14 protein-coding genes are annotated in these 16,456 nt (G+C 59.7%); all 14 read left to right on the top strand.

Annotated elements, in window-relative coordinates:
- Positions 1-8 precede the first annotated feature (8 nt).
- The 14 genes from CKV89_RS10295 to CKV89_RS10230 are packed head-to-tail and all read left to right on the top strand — an operon-like array spanning position 9 to position 16,451.
- The gene (locus CKV89_RS10295) at positions 9-584 is read left to right on the top strand and encodes an NADH-quinone oxidoreductase subunit B (protein WP_034400681.1); all 576 of its coding nucleotides are present in this window, start codon (positions 9-11) and stop codon (positions 582-584) included.
- Positions 581-1,318, top strand: coding sequence for an NADH-quinone oxidoreductase subunit C (locus CKV89_RS10290; RefSeq protein WP_028326596.1), 738 nt, complete (start codon positions 581-583; stop codon positions 1,316-1,318). The genes CKV89_RS10295 and CKV89_RS10290 overlap by 4 nt, the downstream gene beginning before the upstream one ends.
- Positions 1,318-2,691, top strand: a complete 1,374-nt coding sequence (locus CKV89_RS10285; protein ID WP_084440859.1) for an NADH-quinone oxidoreductase subunit D — start codon at positions 1,318-1,320, stop codon at positions 2,689-2,691. The genes CKV89_RS10290 and CKV89_RS10285 overlap by 1 nt, the downstream gene beginning before the upstream one ends.
- Positions 2,688-3,416 (top strand): NADH-quinone oxidoreductase subunit NuoE, encoded by a 729-nt coding sequence (nuoE, locus tag CKV89_RS10280; RefSeq protein WP_051277174.1) that lies wholly within the window; start codon positions 2,688-2,690, stop codon positions 3,414-3,416. The genes CKV89_RS10285 and nuoE overlap by 4 nt, the downstream gene beginning before the upstream one ends.
- Positions 3,413-4,726 carry an NADH-quinone oxidoreductase subunit NuoF gene (gene nuoF / locus CKV89_RS10275; RefSeq protein ID WP_028326594.1) on the top strand — a complete coding sequence of 438 codons (1,314 nt, stop codon included), beginning with the start codon at positions 3,413-3,415 and terminating at the stop codon, positions 4,724-4,726. The genes nuoE and nuoF overlap by 4 nt, the downstream gene beginning before the upstream one ends.
- Positions 4,723-7,209, top strand: a complete 2,487-nt coding sequence (locus tag CKV89_RS10270) for an NADH-quinone oxidoreductase subunit G (protein WP_028326593.1) — start codon at positions 4,723-4,725, stop codon at positions 7,207-7,209. The genes nuoF and CKV89_RS10270 overlap by 4 nt, the downstream gene beginning before the upstream one ends.
- A 5-nt stretch (positions 7,210-7,214) precedes the next feature.
- Positions 7,215-8,582, top strand: coding sequence for an NADH-quinone oxidoreductase subunit NuoH (nuoH, locus tag CKV89_RS10265; RefSeq protein WP_034400677.1), 1,368 nt, complete (start codon positions 7,215-7,217; stop codon positions 8,580-8,582).
- Positions 8,583-8,584: 2 nt separating this feature from the next.
- Positions 8,585-9,343: an NADH-quinone oxidoreductase subunit NuoI gene (gene nuoI / locus CKV89_RS10260; RefSeq protein WP_231935384.1), complete on the top strand. Its 759-nt coding sequence runs from the start codon at positions 8,585-8,587 to the stop codon at positions 9,341-9,343.
- Positions 9,340-10,098, top strand: coding sequence for an NADH-quinone oxidoreductase subunit J (locus tag CKV89_RS10255; RefSeq protein WP_028326592.1), 759 nt, complete (start codon positions 9,340-9,342; stop codon positions 10,096-10,098). Before nuoI ends, CKV89_RS10255 begins: the two co-directional genes overlap by 4 nt.
- A complete protein-coding gene (nuoK, locus tag CKV89_RS10250; protein ID WP_028326591.1) occupies positions 10,095-10,394 on the top strand; it encodes an NADH-quinone oxidoreductase subunit NuoK in 300 nt (99 codons plus the stop codon). The genes CKV89_RS10255 and nuoK overlap by 4 nt, the downstream gene beginning before the upstream one ends.
- Before the next feature lie 12 nt (positions 10,395-10,406).
- Positions 10,407-12,353, top strand: coding sequence for an NADH-quinone oxidoreductase subunit L (gene nuoL / locus CKV89_RS10245; protein WP_407919575.1), 1,947 nt, complete (start codon positions 10,407-10,409; stop codon positions 12,351-12,353).
- The gene (locus CKV89_RS10240) at positions 12,353-13,876 is read left to right on the top strand and encodes an NADH-quinone oxidoreductase subunit M (RefSeq protein ID WP_028326589.1); all 1,524 of its coding nucleotides are present in this window, start codon (positions 12,353-12,355) and stop codon (positions 13,874-13,876) included. Before nuoL ends, CKV89_RS10240 begins: the two co-directional genes overlap by 1 nt.
- Complete coding sequence (nuoN, locus tag CKV89_RS10235; RefSeq protein ID WP_231935383.1) at positions 13,876-15,447, top strand: NADH-quinone oxidoreductase subunit NuoN; 1,572 nt, start codon at positions 13,876-13,878, stop codon at positions 15,445-15,447. Before CKV89_RS10240 ends, nuoN begins: the two co-directional genes overlap by 1 nt.
- Positions 15,444-16,451: a polyprenyl synthetase family protein gene (locus tag CKV89_RS10230; protein WP_034400422.1), complete on the top strand. Its 1,008-nt coding sequence runs from the start codon at positions 15,444-15,446 to the stop codon at positions 16,449-16,451. Before nuoN ends, CKV89_RS10230 begins: the two co-directional genes overlap by 4 nt.
- Positions 16,452-16,456 lie beyond the last annotated feature (5 nt).

Here is a 16,456-nt window from a genome sequence, read left to right as displayed (position 1 = left end):
CTGACGGAATGACGCCCTACCGGGCATGGGCCGATTCGAAACTGCCTGCGGGCGTGCAGATCGGCAAGCTGGACCAAATCGGTGGCTTCCTGCTGAAGCACTCAATGTGGCCTGCCACGTTCGGTTTGGCTTGTTGCGCTATCGAAATGATGATGGCTGGCGCCCCGGACTACGACATCGCCCGCTACGGGATGGAGCGCTTCGGCGCCACACCACGACAGGCCGACGTGATGATCGTCGCTGGTCGCGTGAGCCAAAAATTCGCGCCCATCGTCCGCCAGGTATGGGACCAGATGCCCGAGCCGAAATGGTGCATCTCCATGGGCGTGTGCGCCAGCTCCGGTGGCATGTTCAACAACTACGCGATCGTGCAAGGCGTGGACCACATCGTCCCGGTCGATATCTACCTACCAGGATGCCCACCTCGACCCGAGATGCTCTTCGACGCGATCCTCAAACTGCACGCGCAGAGCCTGCGCACCCCGCACTTCTCCCCAGCGACTAAACGCGAACTGGCTCGCCGTATCGAAGAAGAAGCAATGGCAGCCACACCACTATCCGAACGTAAGGGGCTGTTGGCATGACGGAGAACACCCCCCACGGTGCCCTCACCGACGAGGAGAACCTCCCCACTCGCACTGAAGACCAATACGGTCCGCTCAAGCGAGGCCAACGGCAGGGCATGTTCCACGCCAGCACCGGTGACACCTCCGGGTATGGCGGGCTCATCACACCGAAACTGTTCCCCGGCCCCTCACCCCGGCCATACGGCGGCTGGTTCGACACCGTCGCCGACGCGCTCGCTGAGGCACTGCGTCAAGCAGGTGGGCCCTCGTATGAGGAAGCAATCGAAGCGGTTGTGATCGATCGCGGCGAAATGACCGTGATGGTGCGCCGCGAGCACCTGCTCGCTGTGGCCCGGCAACTCCGTGACTTTCCCGAGCTGCGGTTTGAACTGTGCGGTGGAGTCAACGGTGTCCACTTCCCGCAAGAGACGGGACGTGAACTGCACGCCGTCACCCACTTCACTTCCATCACGCATGGATGCCGCCGCATCCGGGTTGAAGTGACCTGCCCCGACAGCGACCCCCACATTCCCTCCATCGTCGAGGTGTACCCCGCCAACACCTGGCACGAGCGTGAAACCTGGGACTTCTTCGGGATCATCTTCGATGGCCACCCGGCCTTGACCCGCATCCTTATGCCCGACGACTGGCCGGGCCACCCCCAGCGGAAGGACTACCCGCTGGGCGGAATTCCTGTCGAGTACAAAGGCGCAACCACACCACCCCCAGACCAGCGGAGGTCGTACAACTGATGACCACCAACACGAGTGAAAACGCTGACGTCATGCGCGGTGATGTGCGCGCTTCAGGTGCAGCGTCCGATAACGCTGACGGTTACCTCATCAACGCAGTCGGGGGTGACTGGGACCAGCTCACCCAAGAGGCCATGGAACACAGCGACGAACGCATCGTCGTCAACATGGGCCCGCAGCACCCCTCGACTCACGGCGTGCTGCGCCTGATTCTCGAACTCGATGGCGAAACAGTCACCGAAGCCCGCGTCGGGATCGGATACCTGCACACCGGTATCGAAAAAACAATGGAGTTCCGCACCTGGACACAGGGCGTGACGCTATGCACCCGCATGGACTACCTGACCCCACTGTTCCAGGAGACGACATACTGCCTGGGCACTGAGCGGCTCCTGGGGATCGAAGACCAAATCACCGCCCGCGCCAGCGACATCCGCGTGATGATGATGGAACTCACCCGGATCAGTTCACACTTTGTTGCTGTGGCCACCGGTGGGCTAGAGCTGGGTGCCACAACGGTCATGGAAATTGGTTTCCGTGGCCGTGAATCATGCCTGCGCGTCATCGAAGCCATCACTGGTCTGCGTATGAACAACGGCTACATCCGTCCCGGTGGTGTGGCTCAAGACCTCCCCAGTAACTGGCAGGCTCTCCTTGAACGCGAATTGCCAGAGCTGATCCGCGCAGAGAAAGAGCTCGAAGACCTCACCCTGGAAAACCCCATCCTCAAGGGGCGTTACGAAAACGTCGGCGTGCTCGACCTGGCCGGATGTATGGCATTGGGCGTCACTGGCCCCATCCTGCGCTCGGCTGGATACCCACTGGACCTGCGCCGCGCTGACCCGTACTGCGGTTATGAAAACTACGACTTCGACATCTGCGTATGGGACACCGCTGACGCATACGGTCGACTGCGCGTACGACTGAACGAAATCAAAGAATCCATCAAGATTCTGCGCCAATGCATCGACCGGCTACGCGCCACCGAAGGCCAGCCAGTCATGATCGCCGATAAAAAAATCGCGTGGCCTGCACAGCTGTCGGTTGGCGCTGACGGGCAAGGCAACAGCCTGGAACACATCCGCGAAATCATGGGCGAATCGATGGAATCGCTCATCCACCACTTCAAGATCGTCACCGAAGGGTTCCGGGTGCCCGCCGGTCAGGCTTACCGGCCCGTTGAGTCACCCAAGGGCGAACTCGGCGCCTACCTGGCCTCTGACGGAGGAACCCGCCCCTACCGGGCTCACTTCCGAGACCCTGCCTTCCACAACCTGCAAGCCGCCGCGGTGATGATCGAGGGCGGATACCTGGCGGACGCCGTTGTGGCGCTGGCCTCCATTGACCCGGTGCTGGGAGGAGTGGACCGATGAGTAAAAACTGGGACCAGCCGAACTACGGCACCCAACCTGCAACGGATGACGCAAGCTGGAGCGAGGACACCCTTGCTGGGCTGCGCGCCGATGCAGCGCAAATCCTTGGCCGCTACCCGAGTAAACGATCCGCGCTTCTGCCGCTGCTGCACCTGGTGCAAAGTGTCGACGGATACGTTTCACCCGAGGGGATCCGGTTCGCGGCCGAGATGACCGAACTCACCCCCGCCGAAGTCAGCGGCGTGGCCACCTTCTACTCACAGTACAAACGCCACCCCAACGGGGAGTACACCGTTGGTGTCTGTACCAACACGCTATGCGCTGTGATGGGCGGAGACGCCATCTTCGATCGCGTTTCTGAGCACTTGGGCATCGGTCACGACGAAACCACCGAAGATGGACGCATCACTCTTGAACGAGTCGAATGCAACGCGGCCTGCGACTATGCCCCCGTGGTGATGGCCAACTGGGAGTTCATGGACGCACAAACGCCCGAATCAGCTGTGGCCATGGTTGATGACATGCGCGCCGGTAAAGAAATCCGCCCCACTCGCGGCGCCGCAAAGGTGTGTTCCTTCAAAGAAGTGTCCCGCGTTTTGGCAGGATTCCCAGATGGGCGTGCTGATGAAGGAGTCGGCGCCGGAGAGAACTCGCTACGCGGTCTGAAATATGCCAAGGAACACGGCTGGGCAGACACGACCAGCTCTAAGGAAGGACAGGCATGAGTACACAACTCACCCCCGTCCTCTCGCGATACTGGGACGAACCACAGTCGTGGACGCTGGAAACATACCAGCGACATGAGGGATATGAGGGGCTGCGTAAAGCCCTCGCACTTAGCCGTGAAGACCTCGTTCAACAGGCGAAAGATTCCGGTCTACGTGGCCGTGGGGGAGCGGGGTTCCCCACAGGTATGAAATGGGGATTCCTGCCTCCTGATGACGGCGGCCCCCGCTACCTCGTGGTCAATGCGGACGAGTCCGAGCCAGGTACCTGCAAAGACGTGCCGCTCATGATGGCCACCCCCCACGTGCTCGTGGAAGGTATGGCGATCACCTCTTACGCCATTAACTGCCACCACGCGTTTATTTACCTGCGCGGTGAGGTCGTGCACGTTTACCGGCGCCTGATGAATGCTGTGCAAGAGGCCTACGCAGCCGGGCTGCTGGGCAAAAACATCATGGGCAGCGGTTTCGATCTCGACATCACTGTGCACGCCGGTGCTGGTGCTTACATCTGTGGTGAAGAAACAGCGCTGTTGGACTCCTTGGAAGGGCGCCGCGGACAACCCCGTCTCAAGCCCCCGTTCCCTGCGGTTGCTGGTCTGTACAGCCGCCCCACCGTGGTCAACAACGTGGAGACCATCAGCCAAGTGGCACCGATTTTCCTGCATGGGGCGGACTGGTTCGCCAAGTTCGGTACAGAGAAAAGCAAAGGTGTCGGTATCTTCAGCCTCTCTGGCCACGTCACCAGGCCAGGTCAGTTCGAAGCACCGTATGGCATCACCATGCGGGAACTACTCACCATGGCAGGTGGAATCCGCGCCGGTCACGAGCTGAAGTTCTGGACTCCTGGGGGCTCCTCGACACCACTGTTCACTCCCGAGCACCTCGATGTGCCGCTGGATTATGAACAGGTCTCGGCCGCTGGATCCATGCTGGGTACCCGTGCATTGCAGGTATTCGATGAGACTGTTTCGGTAGTGAAAGCGGTCTCCCGCTGGATCGACTTCTACGCCCACGAGTCATGCGGCAAATGCACCCCCTGCCGTGAAGGCACGTACTGGCTGCAACAGATCATGACGCGCCTGGAGAAAGGGCAAGGCCAGCCCGGCGACATCGAAAAGCTCGAAGACATCGCGAGCAACATCGCTGGCCGTTCTTTCTGCGCCCTCGGCGACGCCGCCGCCACACCGGTTCTGTCCGGCATCAAACACTTCCGCGACGAGTTCGAGATGGCCATGACCACCCCGGTTGACGTCTCGTTCCCGCCGCAGCGATCCGTTCTGTTCATGAAGGAGGGCATGTCCTCATGACAGCCCAGAACACTGCAGGCGTCGAGAACGTCACTGTGACAATCGACGGCGTCGAGGTGAGCGTCCCCAAGGGGTCCCTGATTATTCGTGCAGCCGAACAAGTCGGGATTGAAATCCCACGGTTCTGCGACCACCCACTGCTTGACCCTGCCGGTGCCTGCCGTCAGTGCCTTGTTGACGTGGCCATGCCAGGCCGCGACGGCGAAGTCCGCAAAATGCCTAAACCCCAAGCCGCCTGCACCATGACGGTGATGGAGGGCATGGAAGTCCAAACCCAGCAGACCTCCCCTGTAGCCAAAAAAGCGCAGGAAGGTGTGATGGAGTTCCTGCTCATCAACCACCCGCTGGATTGCCCAGTCTGTGACAAGGGCGGGGAGTGCCCGCTGCAGAACCAGGCAATGTCTACCGGCCGGCCTGTTTCCCGGTTCACCGACATCAAACGCACTTATTCCAAACCTGTCGGTATCTCTGCACAGGTGCTGCTGGACCGCGAACGGTGCGTGCTGTGCCAACGCTGTACGCGTTTTTCTGACCAGATCGCCGGTGACCCGTTCATCGCTTTGGTTGAGCGAGGCGCGCAGCAACAGATCGGTATTTTCCAGGACCAGCCGTTCCAGTCCTACTTCTCCGGCAACACGGTGCAGATCTGCCCGGTAGGTGCTTTGACTGGTGCCATGTACCGGTTCAGGTCACGGCCGTTTGACCTGGTGTCTACGCCGAGCACATGTGAGCACTGCGCAGCTGGCTGCGCGCAGCGCACCGACCACCGTCGAGGTGTGGTGTTGCGTCGCATGGCAGCAAATGATCCGGTGGTTAATGAGGAATGGAACTGCGACAAGGGGCGCTGGGCATTCCAATACGGCGCTGCTTCAGACCGCATCGAGTACCCGCTGGTTCGTGATGCTTCTGGACAGTTGCGTGAAGCGAGCTGGCCTGAAGCGTTGGCTGTGGCAGCCGATGGGTTGTCTGCTGCGCTGGGACGCAGTGGCGCTGGGATCCTGCCCGGTGGCCGACTCACCCGCGAAGATGCCTACGCATACGGGAAATTCGCGCGAGTGGTGGCCGGCACTAATGACATCGACTTCAGAGCCAGGCAGACCAGCGAGGAGGAAAGCAATTTCCTAGCCTCCAGCATCGCTGGTCGCTGCCCAGCCGAAGGCGCCCTCACCTACACCGACCTGGAAAACGCCACCTCAGTGCTGCTGGTTGGTCTTGAACCAGAAGACGAATGCCCCATGGTTTTCCTGCGGCTGCGTAAAGCGGCCCGCAAGAAAGGCCTCAAGGTCTACTCGATCGCGCCTTTCGCCTCACGCGGCCTTGAAAAGATGTTCGGCACACTCATCGAAGCGGCCCCCGGCACTGAGGCCGAGGTGATCGAGGCGATGAGCACCGGGCACCCGGACCTAGGCAAATATGCCGACATTATGAGCAAGGACGCGATCATCCTTGTCGGTGAACGCCTCGCAGGCGTGACCGGCGCGCTATCGACAGTGCGTGCCTTCGCCGACAAAATCGGAGCCCGCCTGGCCTGGATTCCACGCCGTGCCGGAGAACGCAGCGCACTTGAAGCTGGAGCGTTGGGCTCTGTGCTTCCAGGTGGCCGCCCCATTCTGGAGAACATCGCCCGCTCCTTTGTCCAGAACGTCTGGCAGATCACGAAACTGCCAACCAACCCTGGACGCTCAACCGGCCAGATCCTCCGCGCCGCCGCTCACGGTGAACTCGATGCTCTCCTTGTTGGTGGGGTTGAGCTCGCTGACCTGCCAGAGACAGATGTGGCTCGTACCGCCATGGAACGTGCCTTCGTCGTCTCGCTGGAAATCCGCCGCAGCGACGTCACCGACCTTGCCGACGTGGTCTTCCCCGTATCGGCTATCGCAGAACGCAACGGCACCTTCGTCAACTGGGAAGGACGCCCGCGCCAAACACAGGCATCCCTGAACAGCCGACACATGGCAGACCACCGGGTGCTAGACATGCTCGCCACCGAAATGGGCCACGAAATCGGCACCGCTACTCTCGAACTGGTCCGCAACGAGCTAGCCGAGTTCGACCCGTGGAGCGGCCCCCGCGCACCATTCCCCGCCGTGGCACCCATCGGCCTGAACCGCATCCCTGCTGGCGACGCCATCCTCGCGACCTGGCGACAACTGCTCGACCTTGGCCGCATGCAGGACGGCGACCCCTTCCTCGCCGACACCGCCCGCGACACCGTCGCCCGACTATCGGCAGGAACCGCCAGCACCTTCGGAGTCACTGACGGCGACTACATCAAAATCTCCACCGACACCGGCTCCATCGAACTACCCCTCATCGTCACCGACATGGTCGACAACGTGGTCTGGGTTCCCGCTAACTCTGGCGGCTCCCAAGTCCACACCATGCTCGGCGCCAGCGCAGGAGACGTAGTCCACCTGGCCGCTGGCGAACCCAAATCCGCTGAGCCCACACCGGCCACAGCCGGAAAGGAAGGTGTGGCATGACCTCCATGCCCGGTCTCGCGCTCCAGGCCGGTGCGCTGCACGCGCTCGAACAGCCCGTGGCTGACTTCAGCGACACCCCCTTGTGGATGTCGTTCATCAAAGCTTTGATGATCTTCGTCTACTTGCTGCTGCAAGTTGTCGTCGTGATTTGGGCCGAGCGACGTGTCCTGGGTTTCATGCAGCAACGCCCCGGCCCCAACAGATTCGGGCCGCTGGGAGTACTGCAAACCCTCGCCGACGGTTTCAAACTTGTGTGGAAAGAAACCATCGTTCCCGCAGCCGCCGACAAAAAGACCTACTACCTCGCTCCCATCATCGCCGGATCCTGCTGCTTCATCGCGTTCTCTGTGATCCCGATTGGTGGCACTGTCGAGGTCTTCGGATTCACCACACCGCTACAACTGACTGACTCGGCGGTTTCCTCCCTGCTTGTCCTGGCTGCCGCTGGCATCTCTGCTTACGCATTCGTGCTAGCGGGGTGGAGCTCTGGGTCCCCATACCCCCTGTTGGGTGGTATCCGCTCCACAGCTCAGGTCGTCTCCTACGAGATCGCGATGGGGCTATCCCTCATTGCTGTGTTCCTCTACGCAGGGTCAATGTCGACCTCATCCATCGTGGCGGCGCAGCAGAACGTCTGGTTCATCATCCCGGCGATCTTCTCGTTCGTCGTGTACTCGATCACGATGGTTGGCGAAACAAACCGTCTACCCTTCGACCTTGCTGAAGGTGAAGGTGAACTCGTCGGTGGCTACCACACCGAATACGCCGGCATGGGGTTCGGGATGTTCTTCCTGGGCGAGTACGTCAACATGTTCACCGCCGCAGGACTGGCTACCACCTTGTTCCTCGGCGGGCCAGCAGCACCTCCCGGAATCGCTGCGATTGGTGACGGCTACTTCAACACTGGCTGGTGGGGAGTGCTCTGGTTCACCATCAAAATTTGGCTCTTCATCTTCTACTTCTTCTGGCTGCGTGGCTCCCTGCCCCGCGTCCGGTATGACCAATTCATGACCTTCGGGTGGAAGATCCTTATCCCCGCCACCATTCTGTGGGTCCTTGCAGTGGCGTTCCTACGCGCCGCCCAGCGCAACTTCCTCGGCGAGAACACCATGCTCGCCACCACAGTGGTGGTCGCGGTCGTTGCGGTGCTGGCACTAGGCGCTGCCTGGATGTGGGACGTCAGACGAGCCGAACAAACCCAGCGCCAAACCCCACCTGCGGAGATCGACCCCTTCGCTGGTGGATACCCCGTCCCGCCGCTGCCTGGACAGCGACTACGCGAACCCGCTCGCACCAGCACCCCGGACCCCAGCCTCACCGCTGGCACCCGCGGCACTGAAACACCCTCCGACAATCCTCGACAGGAGGCATGACCGTGGCCGACAGCACCCCCGCCCCCCGCGGATCAGGCGACGTCGCCCCATACCGGGGCCCCGAACGCGACGAGCAGGAAAGAAAAAGTCTCCTTGCCGACCTATTCGCACCCGTAGCTGGCTTCGGCGTCTCCTTCAAAACGATGTTCCACAAACGGGACACCGTGGAGTACCCCGAAGTGAAAAACACGATGCCGCCTCGGTGGCACGGCCGTCATCAGCTCAACCGCCACCCTGACGGACTCGAGAAATGCGTCGGCTGTGAACTGTGCGCGTGGGCTTGCCCCGCAGACGCGATTTTCGTTGAGGGCGCAGACAACGATGACACCCCCTTGGAAGAAGGTGGCACCGGACGGTTCTCCCCAGGAGAGCGTTACGGCCGCACTTACCAAATCAACTATCTTCGCTGCATCCTGTGCGGACTGTGCATCGAGGCTTGCCCCACCCGCGCGCTGACCATGACGACCTACTACGAGCTCGCTGACAGCAACCGCGAAGACCTCATTTACGAAAAACAAGACCTCCTCGCACCCCTGCAAGAAGGCATGCTCACAGCGCCGCACCCCATGGCTGAAGGCATGGAAGAACGCGACTACTTCCGCGGCCGCGTCACCGAAGCAACTCCCGGACAACAGCGTTGGGCTCAGGAGAACGCCGAAGCTGTGCACGAACTACGCGAACAGCGCGGAGATTTCACTCCCCGCCGCACCGCTGAGTCCGTCACCCGGCCCCTGGCCCACTTCAAGGAGGGACGGGCATGACCAGCGTCGGCGAAGCAGTCCTTTTCTGGATCGTGGCACCGCTCATGGTGATCAGCGCACTCGGGCTGATCTTCTCTAAGAGAGCGGTCTACGCTGCCCTCTCTATGGCGTTCACCATGATCCTCATGGGCGTGCTCTTCCTGGCCCAACGCGCCGATTTCCTCGGCATGGTGCAGGTGTTCGTGTACACCGGTGCCGTGATGATGCTGTTCATCTTCGTCATCATGATCGTTGGCGTCGATGCCTCCGAAACCCTGACCGAAACGCTACGCGGCCACCGCTGGATCGCCCTGGGGCTAGGGATCGCCCTCGCAGTGCTCATTTGCGGCCCCATCGCGGGAACCGCTTTGCCCATGGCCGAACCAACCGGCGACCTGGGCGGAGTGACCACCCTAGCGTTCGAATTGTTCGGCACCCACCTGCTGGCTTTCGAAATGGTCGGGGTTCTCTTGACCATCGCCGGTGTTGCTGCTCTAACCCTTTCCCACCGCGAACGTCTCGTCCCCAAACGCCACCAGCGCGACCTCATGGCTCAACGCGTCAAGGACAACCACTACGTCGCTGGGCTCCCTGCACCTGGCGTGTATGCCCGGCACAACGCCGCCGACACCCCAGCGTTGTTGCCTGACGGCACACCCAGCGAACTGTCCGTATCTCGCGTATTGCGTGCCCGCCGCCAGACGAACACCCCTGACGGTTTTGTTGAGGCAGCAAAAACCACGGGGAATGAGATCGAGGAAGGAAGCGAACGATGAGCCTCACCAACTACATCGTCCTAGCGGGCATCTTGTTCGCCATCGGCGCCGTCACCGTTCTCACCCGACGCAACGCACTCATCGCGTTCATGGGGATCGAACTCATGCTGGTGGCCGCGAACTTGGCTTTTGTCACCTTCGGGCGAAGCGTCGGTTCCTCCCAAGGCCAAACCATTGCCCTGATCGTCATGGCCGTCGCCGCCGCGGAGGTCGTGGTCGGGCTGGCCATCATCATGACAATGTTCCGTTCCCGTCGTTCGGCTTCGGTCGATGACGCCAACCTGCTGAAGCTGTAAGGAGCGAACGGCGTGCTATCCCACACTGCGATATCGATCGCACCGGCAGTCACCACGGCGGTGACGCCCGCTCAAGCGGGCCTCACCGGCTGGGCTTGGCTCCTGGTTGCGCTGCCCGCCCTTGGCGCTGCTTTGCTACTCATCGGCGGCAAAGCCACCAACTCCTTCGGCCCGCTCCTGGCAACCGCGCTGTCCTGGGCGAGCTTCCTGCTGGGAGCGGCCCTACTAGTCGACATGCTTGGGCGTCCGGGTGAACAACGAGCCGTATCAGTAGACCTGTGGAACTGGATCTCAGCTGGCACCTTCTCGCTCAATGCGGGACTGCTTGTAGATCAGCTATCGATTTCCTTTGTACTGCTCATTACCTTCGTCGGATCGCTCATCCACATTTACTCACTTGGGTACATGGCCCACGATCCCGACAAACGTAAGTTCTTCGCCTTCCTCAACCTGTTCGTCGCGGCAATGCTTACGCTCGTGTTGGCGAACTCCTACACCCTCATGTTCCTCGGATGGGAAGGAGTAGGACTGGCCTCCTACTTGCTCATCGGCTTCTGGAACTGGAACCCGCCCTACGCCTCCGCCGCGAATAAAGCTTTCATCGCCAACAGGTTCGGTGACGTGGGCATGGTGATCGCGATGATGATCATCCTGACCACCTTCGGCAACCTCGACTTCGCCACTGTCTTCGCCGGAGCAGAAAAAGCCAATGAAGGCACCTTGACCACTATCGGCTTGTTCCTGCTGCTAGGTGCCTGCGCTAAGTCGGCCCAGTTCCCGCTGCAGAGCTGGCTCGGTGACGCTATGGCAGGCCCGACCCCCGTCTCGGCGCTCATCCACGCCGCCACGATGGTCACTGCCGGTGTTTACCTCATCGTCCGAAGCCACCCAATCTTTAACTCCGCACCCACCGCACAGACCTTCGTTATTGCCGTGGGCGCGATCACCCTCACCATGGGGGCGATCATCGGATGCGCGAAAGACGACATCAAAAAAGCCCTCGCTGCTTCCACCATGAGCCAGATCGGTTACATGATGCTTGCTGCGGGTTTGGGCCCTATCGGGTACAGCTTCGCTATCTTCCACCTAATTACCCACGGCTTCTTTAAGGCCGGGATGTTCCTGGGCGCTGGGTCTGTCATGCATGGCATGGGCGACCGCGTCGACATGCGCACCTTCGGTGAGCTTGCCGGTCAGATGCGCACCACGTGGATTACTTTCCTCTGCGGTTGGCTAGCCATCATTGGATTCCCGTTGCTGTCGGGATACTGGTCCAAGGACAAGATCATCGAAGCCGCATTCATTGGCGAAGGTATCCGCCCCTGGATCATCGGCCCACTGGTGGTACTCGTTGCCGGACTTACCGCGTTTTACATGTCACGTCTGTTCTTCATGACATTCCACGGCCGTAAACGCTGGCTCAAAGATGACCACCCGCACGAATCTCCAGCCACGATGACGGTTCCCATGGTGATTCTCGCTATCGGGTCAGTCTTCCTGGGTGGGGTGTTGACTTTCTTCGGTTTCCCGCACTGGCTCGAGCCAGTTGTTGGTGCTCATGGAGCTGAACACCACCCAGTTCTTCCTGTTTCAGTGATCACCGGGATCACTTTGGTCTGTGTGGCCGCGGGTGTCTTCCTGGCATGGCGTGACTATGCAAAGAAGGATGTTCCTGCCCTCGCCCCTGAAGGCAACCTACTGACCAAGATTGCCAGCAATGACTTCTACCAAGATTCCGTGAACGATCTCGTGCTTGTTGGTCCTGGTAACGCAGTCGTCAAAGGCGCTACCGGAACAGACGACATTGTCATCTCCGGTGGCTCCAACGGGATCGGCGCTGGCCTTGCTGGACTCTCCGGCGTTGTCGCTCGACTCCAGAACGGTTACGCCCGCTCTTATGCCCTGATGATGCTTTCCGGCGTCGTCGCAATCCTCGCTGCTGTGTTGGTGGTGCTCTGATGACGACCTTTCCTTGGTTGACGACGCTGGGGCTGATCCCACTCGTCGGCGCTCTGGCCGTGGCCTTCATGGGCCGCGCAGCCTCCGGCCGGATCGTCGCTCTTGGTGTTTCTCTTGTGACACTGGCGGTTTCTGTTGGTGCTGCTCTGCAGTTCAACCCGAGCTCGCCCGAACAGTTCCAGCTCGCCGAACTCCACCCGTGGATCCCACAGTGGGGTATTAGCTACGCACTCGGCGTTGACGGTATGGCTCTGGCACTCATCGTTATGGGAGCCATTCTCGTCCCCGTGTGCATCCTCGCCGCCTGGGATGACGTTCCCGAAGGCGGCACACGCCAGAATCGCTACTTCGCCTGGATGCTGTTCCTTGAGGCGATGATTGTCGGTGTTTTCGCAGCAACCGACGTGGTGCTGTTCTACGTGTTCTTCGAAGTCATGCTGATCCCGGTGTTCTTCCTCATCGGTTCTTACGGTGGTCCTGGCCGCCGCGCAGCTGCAATGAAGTTTTTGCTGTTCTCATTGACCGGCGGACTCATCATGCTTGTCGCGGTGCTAGCGCTGTTCCCACTGGGCCCCGGCGGAGACACTGCTTTCTTGGTCTCTTCTTTGACTGGCTTGAAGCTGGATCCGGGCATCGAAATGCTGCTGTTCTGTGGCTTCTTCATCGCTTTTGCGATCAAAGCTCCTATGTGGCCGGTTCACACCTGGCTACCGGAGGCCTCCACCGAATCTCGCCCTGCTACCGCGGTGTTGCTCGTTGGTGTTCTCGACAAGGTCGGCACATTCGGAATGATCCGTTTCTGTCTGCAGATGTTCCCTGAGGCTTCTAAACAAGCAGCCCCTTATGTCATTGCGTTGGCGGTTATATCGATTCTGTATGGGGCTGTCTTGGCTGTTGGGTCGAACGACATCATGCGGTTTATTGCGTACACCTCTATCAGCCACTTCGGTTTCATCATCTTGGGCATTTTCGCTTTCACCCCGGTCGCCGGTAGCGGGGCGGTGCTCTACATGGTTAACCACGGCTTCTCCACCGCGGGGCTGTTCTTGGTCGCAGGAATGCTGATCAGTCGAGGTGGGAGCAAATACCGAGACGCATATGGGGGGTGGCAGCGGGTCACGCCTGTCTTGGCGGGAGCATTCCTTATCTCCGGGTTGAGCACGCTGGCCTTGCCTGGTCTTGGATCGTTCGTTTCTGAGTACATGGTTTTGGTTGGCTCGTACGCCACTAGCCCGATTGCTGCTGTTGTTGCAGCAACGGCGTTGATTCTTGCAGCGGTGTATGTGCTCATCACCTATCAGCGAATCTTTACCGGCGCACGGCCGACCGACCGTGCAGACGTCCCTGATCTCACTGTCCGTGAGAAATGGGTTGTTGCGCCGATCATCGTCGCTTTCTTGCTGCTGGGGTTCTATCCCAAGGTGGCTCTCGACGTTGTTAACCCTTCGGTCACCCAAACAATGTCGGTCGTAGGTGTTGCAACCTCGTCGACTACTGCACCATCGATCGGGAGTGACCGCTGATGCCGTTCTTGAGCATGCCCACAGCCGTCTCGACGGTCTCCGCCGCAGATTTCAATCCGGCCGCGATCATGCCGGTAGCGGTGATCGTTCTCGCCGGTTTTATTGGCCTCTTGTTTGAGGCGTTCATGAACCGGTCTAGCCGTCACACTGCTCAAACAAGTTTGATGGTTGCCTCGTTGCTGTTCGCGATCGTGCTTCTCGTGATCGGGCGACCGATTATGACGGGGCCCACGGTTGCTGGCAGTTTGGTGATTGATGGACCCGGTTGGCTGCTTCAGCTGGTTATTGCGGTGACGTCTTTGCTTGCGCTTGTTCTTGCTGCGGAGCGTTTTTCTGGGCGTACCGCAGATGCGTTTACTGAGGCAGGTTCTTCAGTTCCTGGGTCGCCGCAGGAGGCACTTGCTGCCCGGGAGGGCTCTTCCACGGAGCTGTACCCACTTGCTTGCTTCTGCGTCGCTGGGATGATGCTTTTTGTCGCAGCGGGTGATCTGCTCACGTTGTTTGTGGGGCTGGAGATGTTCTCTTTGCCGCTGTATGTCTTGGTCTCGATGGGGCGGCGTCGTCGTTTGCTTTCGCAGGAAGCAAGCTTGAAGTATTTCCTGTTGGGGTCTTTTGCTTCGGCGTTCTTCTTGTTTGGTAGTGCGCTGTTGTTCGGTTACGCCGGGAGCCTGAACTTGGGCACGATCGCACTGGCGATGGGATCTGTGGCAGGTAAGGGGCCACTGCTTGTTATCGGTGTTCTGCTCGTGTTGAGTGGCATGTTGTTCAAGGTGGGCGCGGCGCCGTTCCAGTGGTGGACCGCAGATGTTTACCAGGGAGCTCCTACTGCGGTGACGGCTTTCATGTCCGCAGTAGTGAAGGTGGCAGCTTTCGGTGCGCTTATGCGCGTTGTGTATGTCGCTTTCGAGGGCGCTCGGTGGAACTTCCAAGCCGTGATGTGGGTGGTTGCGGGATTGACGATGGTGATCGGCACGATCTTGACGATCACTCAGTCGGACATCAAACGCATGCTGGCTTATTCGTCGGTGGCGCATGCTGGGTTCATCTTGGTTGGTCTGCTGGCCTTTGATGTGCGTGGCGTGGTTGGTGTGATGTTCTACCTCGCTGCGTATGCCTTCACCACGATTTCCGCGTTCGGGTTGGTCATGCTGGTTCGTGTTCGTGGCGTGGAAGCTACCGATTTGTCTCAGTGGGCTGGCTTGGGACGCAAACATCCTGTGATTGCTGGGAGCATGGGGTTTGTGTTGTTGTCTTTTGCGGGTATTCCGCTCACTTCTGGGTTTACTGCCAAGGTCGCTGCCTTTGGTGCGGCTATTGGTGCTGCAGGTGCACCAGGGGTGACCTTGGCGGTCATCGGTGTGTTGTGCAGTGCTGTCACTGCGTTCGTTTATTTCCGATTTGTCATCTTGATGTTTTTCGCCGATGACGCTAGCGATGAGGTCGGTGTTGTTGCGCCTTCGGCGTTGACGCAGGCTTCGATCGCTCTTGGATTGCTCGCCACTATTGTTCTCGGTGTGATGCCCAGCCCGGCTTTGAGCCTGCTGGAAAGCGCATCGATTTTCATCCGATGAGCGCGGCGCAGGCCGGTTTCGGTCGTCTTGATGTGGATGCGGAACTGTCTGAACACGTATTGCAAGACGTTGACAGGGTCGAAAAGTTCATCGCAGCGCAGGTGCGTTCGGAAGAGCAGTTCATCTCCCGGGCGGCGTCGCACCTTTTTGAGGCTGGTGGCAAACGGTTCCGGCCTATGTTGACGGTTCTTGCTTCGTATCTCGGCGGCGAGGAAGTTGCTGGAGATGACGTGGTGGCTGCTGCTGCGGCGGTGGAGCTGACGCATCTGGCGTCGTTGTATCACGACGATGTGATGGACGAGGCGGAGGTTCGTCGTGGTGTGACGAGCTCGAATGTTGCGTTTGGTAACACAGTTTCGATTCTTGTTGGTGATTTGTTGTTTGGTAAGGCTTCGGCGATTGTCGCTGAGCTGGGACCTGAAGCAGTGAAGATCCAGGCGGAGACGTTTATCCGTTTGTGTTCGGGCCAGATCCGGGATACACAGCAGGAGCTTGGTGGTGCTGACCCGTTGGAGCATTACATGGGAGTGCTTGCGGATAAGACGGGTTCTCTGATTGCTACGGCAGCGCTTTATGGGGCGATGTTTGGTGGCGCTGATCCGGAAACCGTGGAAATCATGCGGCAATACGGTGAGAAAGTCGGGATGGCTTTCCAGCTTGCTGATGACTTACTCGATATTGCTTCGGATGCTGAAGAGTCGGGTAAAACTCCTGGTACTGATCTGCGTGAGGGGGTGGATACGCTGGTGACGATCCTTGTCCGTCGTCGTGGTGCTGCTGAAGATGCGCGGCTTATTGAGCTGTTGGATTCAGATTTGAGTGATGATGTGCTGTTGGCTGAGGCATTGGGATTGCTGCGTGTTCATCCTTTGTTGGATGAGGCACGGGAGATCACACGGCGTGTCGCGCAGGAAGCTTCTGAGTTACTGTCGCCATTAGGTAATAGTCGTGTGGTGCAAGCACTTTGTGCGTTGGCTTCAAGTTCTGTAGCGCGTGTGGGGTGACTTGG

Source organism: Dermatophilus congolensis (assembly GCF_900187045.1).
Classification (GTDB): domain Bacteria; phylum Actinomycetota; class Actinomycetes; order Actinomycetales; family Dermatophilaceae; genus Dermatophilus; species Dermatophilus congolensis.
Note: the sequence above shows the minus strand (reverse complement) of the source record. Positions and strands in the feature narration are given on the sequence as shown.

What these genes read in the sequence shown, in the direction of transcription:
- nuoK (WP_028326591.1), top strand. Translation starts at nt 10,095, where the DNA reads ATGAGCCTCACCAACTACATCGTCCTAGCGGGCATCTTGTTCGCCATC.
- CKV89_RS10270 (WP_028326593.1), top strand. Translation starts at nt 4,723, where the DNA reads ATGACAGCCCAGAACACTGCAGGCGTCGAGAACGTCACTGTGACAATC.
- CKV89_RS10285 (WP_084440859.1), top strand. Translation starts at nt 1,318, where the DNA reads ATGACCACCAACACGAGTGAAAACGCTGACGTCATGCGCGGTGATGTG.
- CKV89_RS10240 (WP_028326589.1), top strand. Translation starts at nt 12,353, where the DNA reads ATGACGACCTTTCCTTGGTTGACGACGCTGGGGCTGATCCCACTCGTC.
- nuoH (WP_034400677.1), top strand. Translation starts at nt 7,215, where the DNA reads ATGCCCGGTCTCGCGCTCCAGGCCGGTGCGCTGCACGCGCTCGAACAG.
- CKV89_RS10255 (WP_028326592.1), top strand. Translation starts at nt 9,340, where the DNA reads ATGACCAGCGTCGGCGAAGCAGTCCTTTTCTGGATCGTGGCACCGCTC.
- CKV89_RS10295 (WP_034400681.1), top strand. Translation starts at nt 9, where the DNA reads ATGACGCCCTACCGGGCATGGGCCGATTCGAAACTGCCTGCGGGCGTG.
- nuoF (WP_028326594.1), top strand. Translation starts at nt 3,413, where the DNA reads ATGAGTACACAACTCACCCCCGTCCTCTCGCGATACTGGGACGAACCA.
- CKV89_RS10290 (WP_028326596.1), top strand. Translation starts at nt 581, where the DNA reads ATGACGGAGAACACCCCCCACGGTGCCCTCACCGACGAGGAGAACCTC.
- nuoN (WP_231935383.1), top strand. Translation starts at nt 13,876, where the DNA reads ATGCCGTTCTTGAGCATGCCCACAGCCGTCTCGACGGTCTCCGCCGCA.
- CKV89_RS10230 (WP_034400422.1), top strand. Translation starts at nt 15,444, where the DNA reads ATGAGCGCGGCGCAGGCCGGTTTCGGTCGTCTTGATGTGGATGCGGAA.
- nuoE (WP_051277174.1), top strand. Translation starts at nt 2,688, where the DNA reads ATGAGTAAAAACTGGGACCAGCCGAACTACGGCACCCAACCTGCAACG.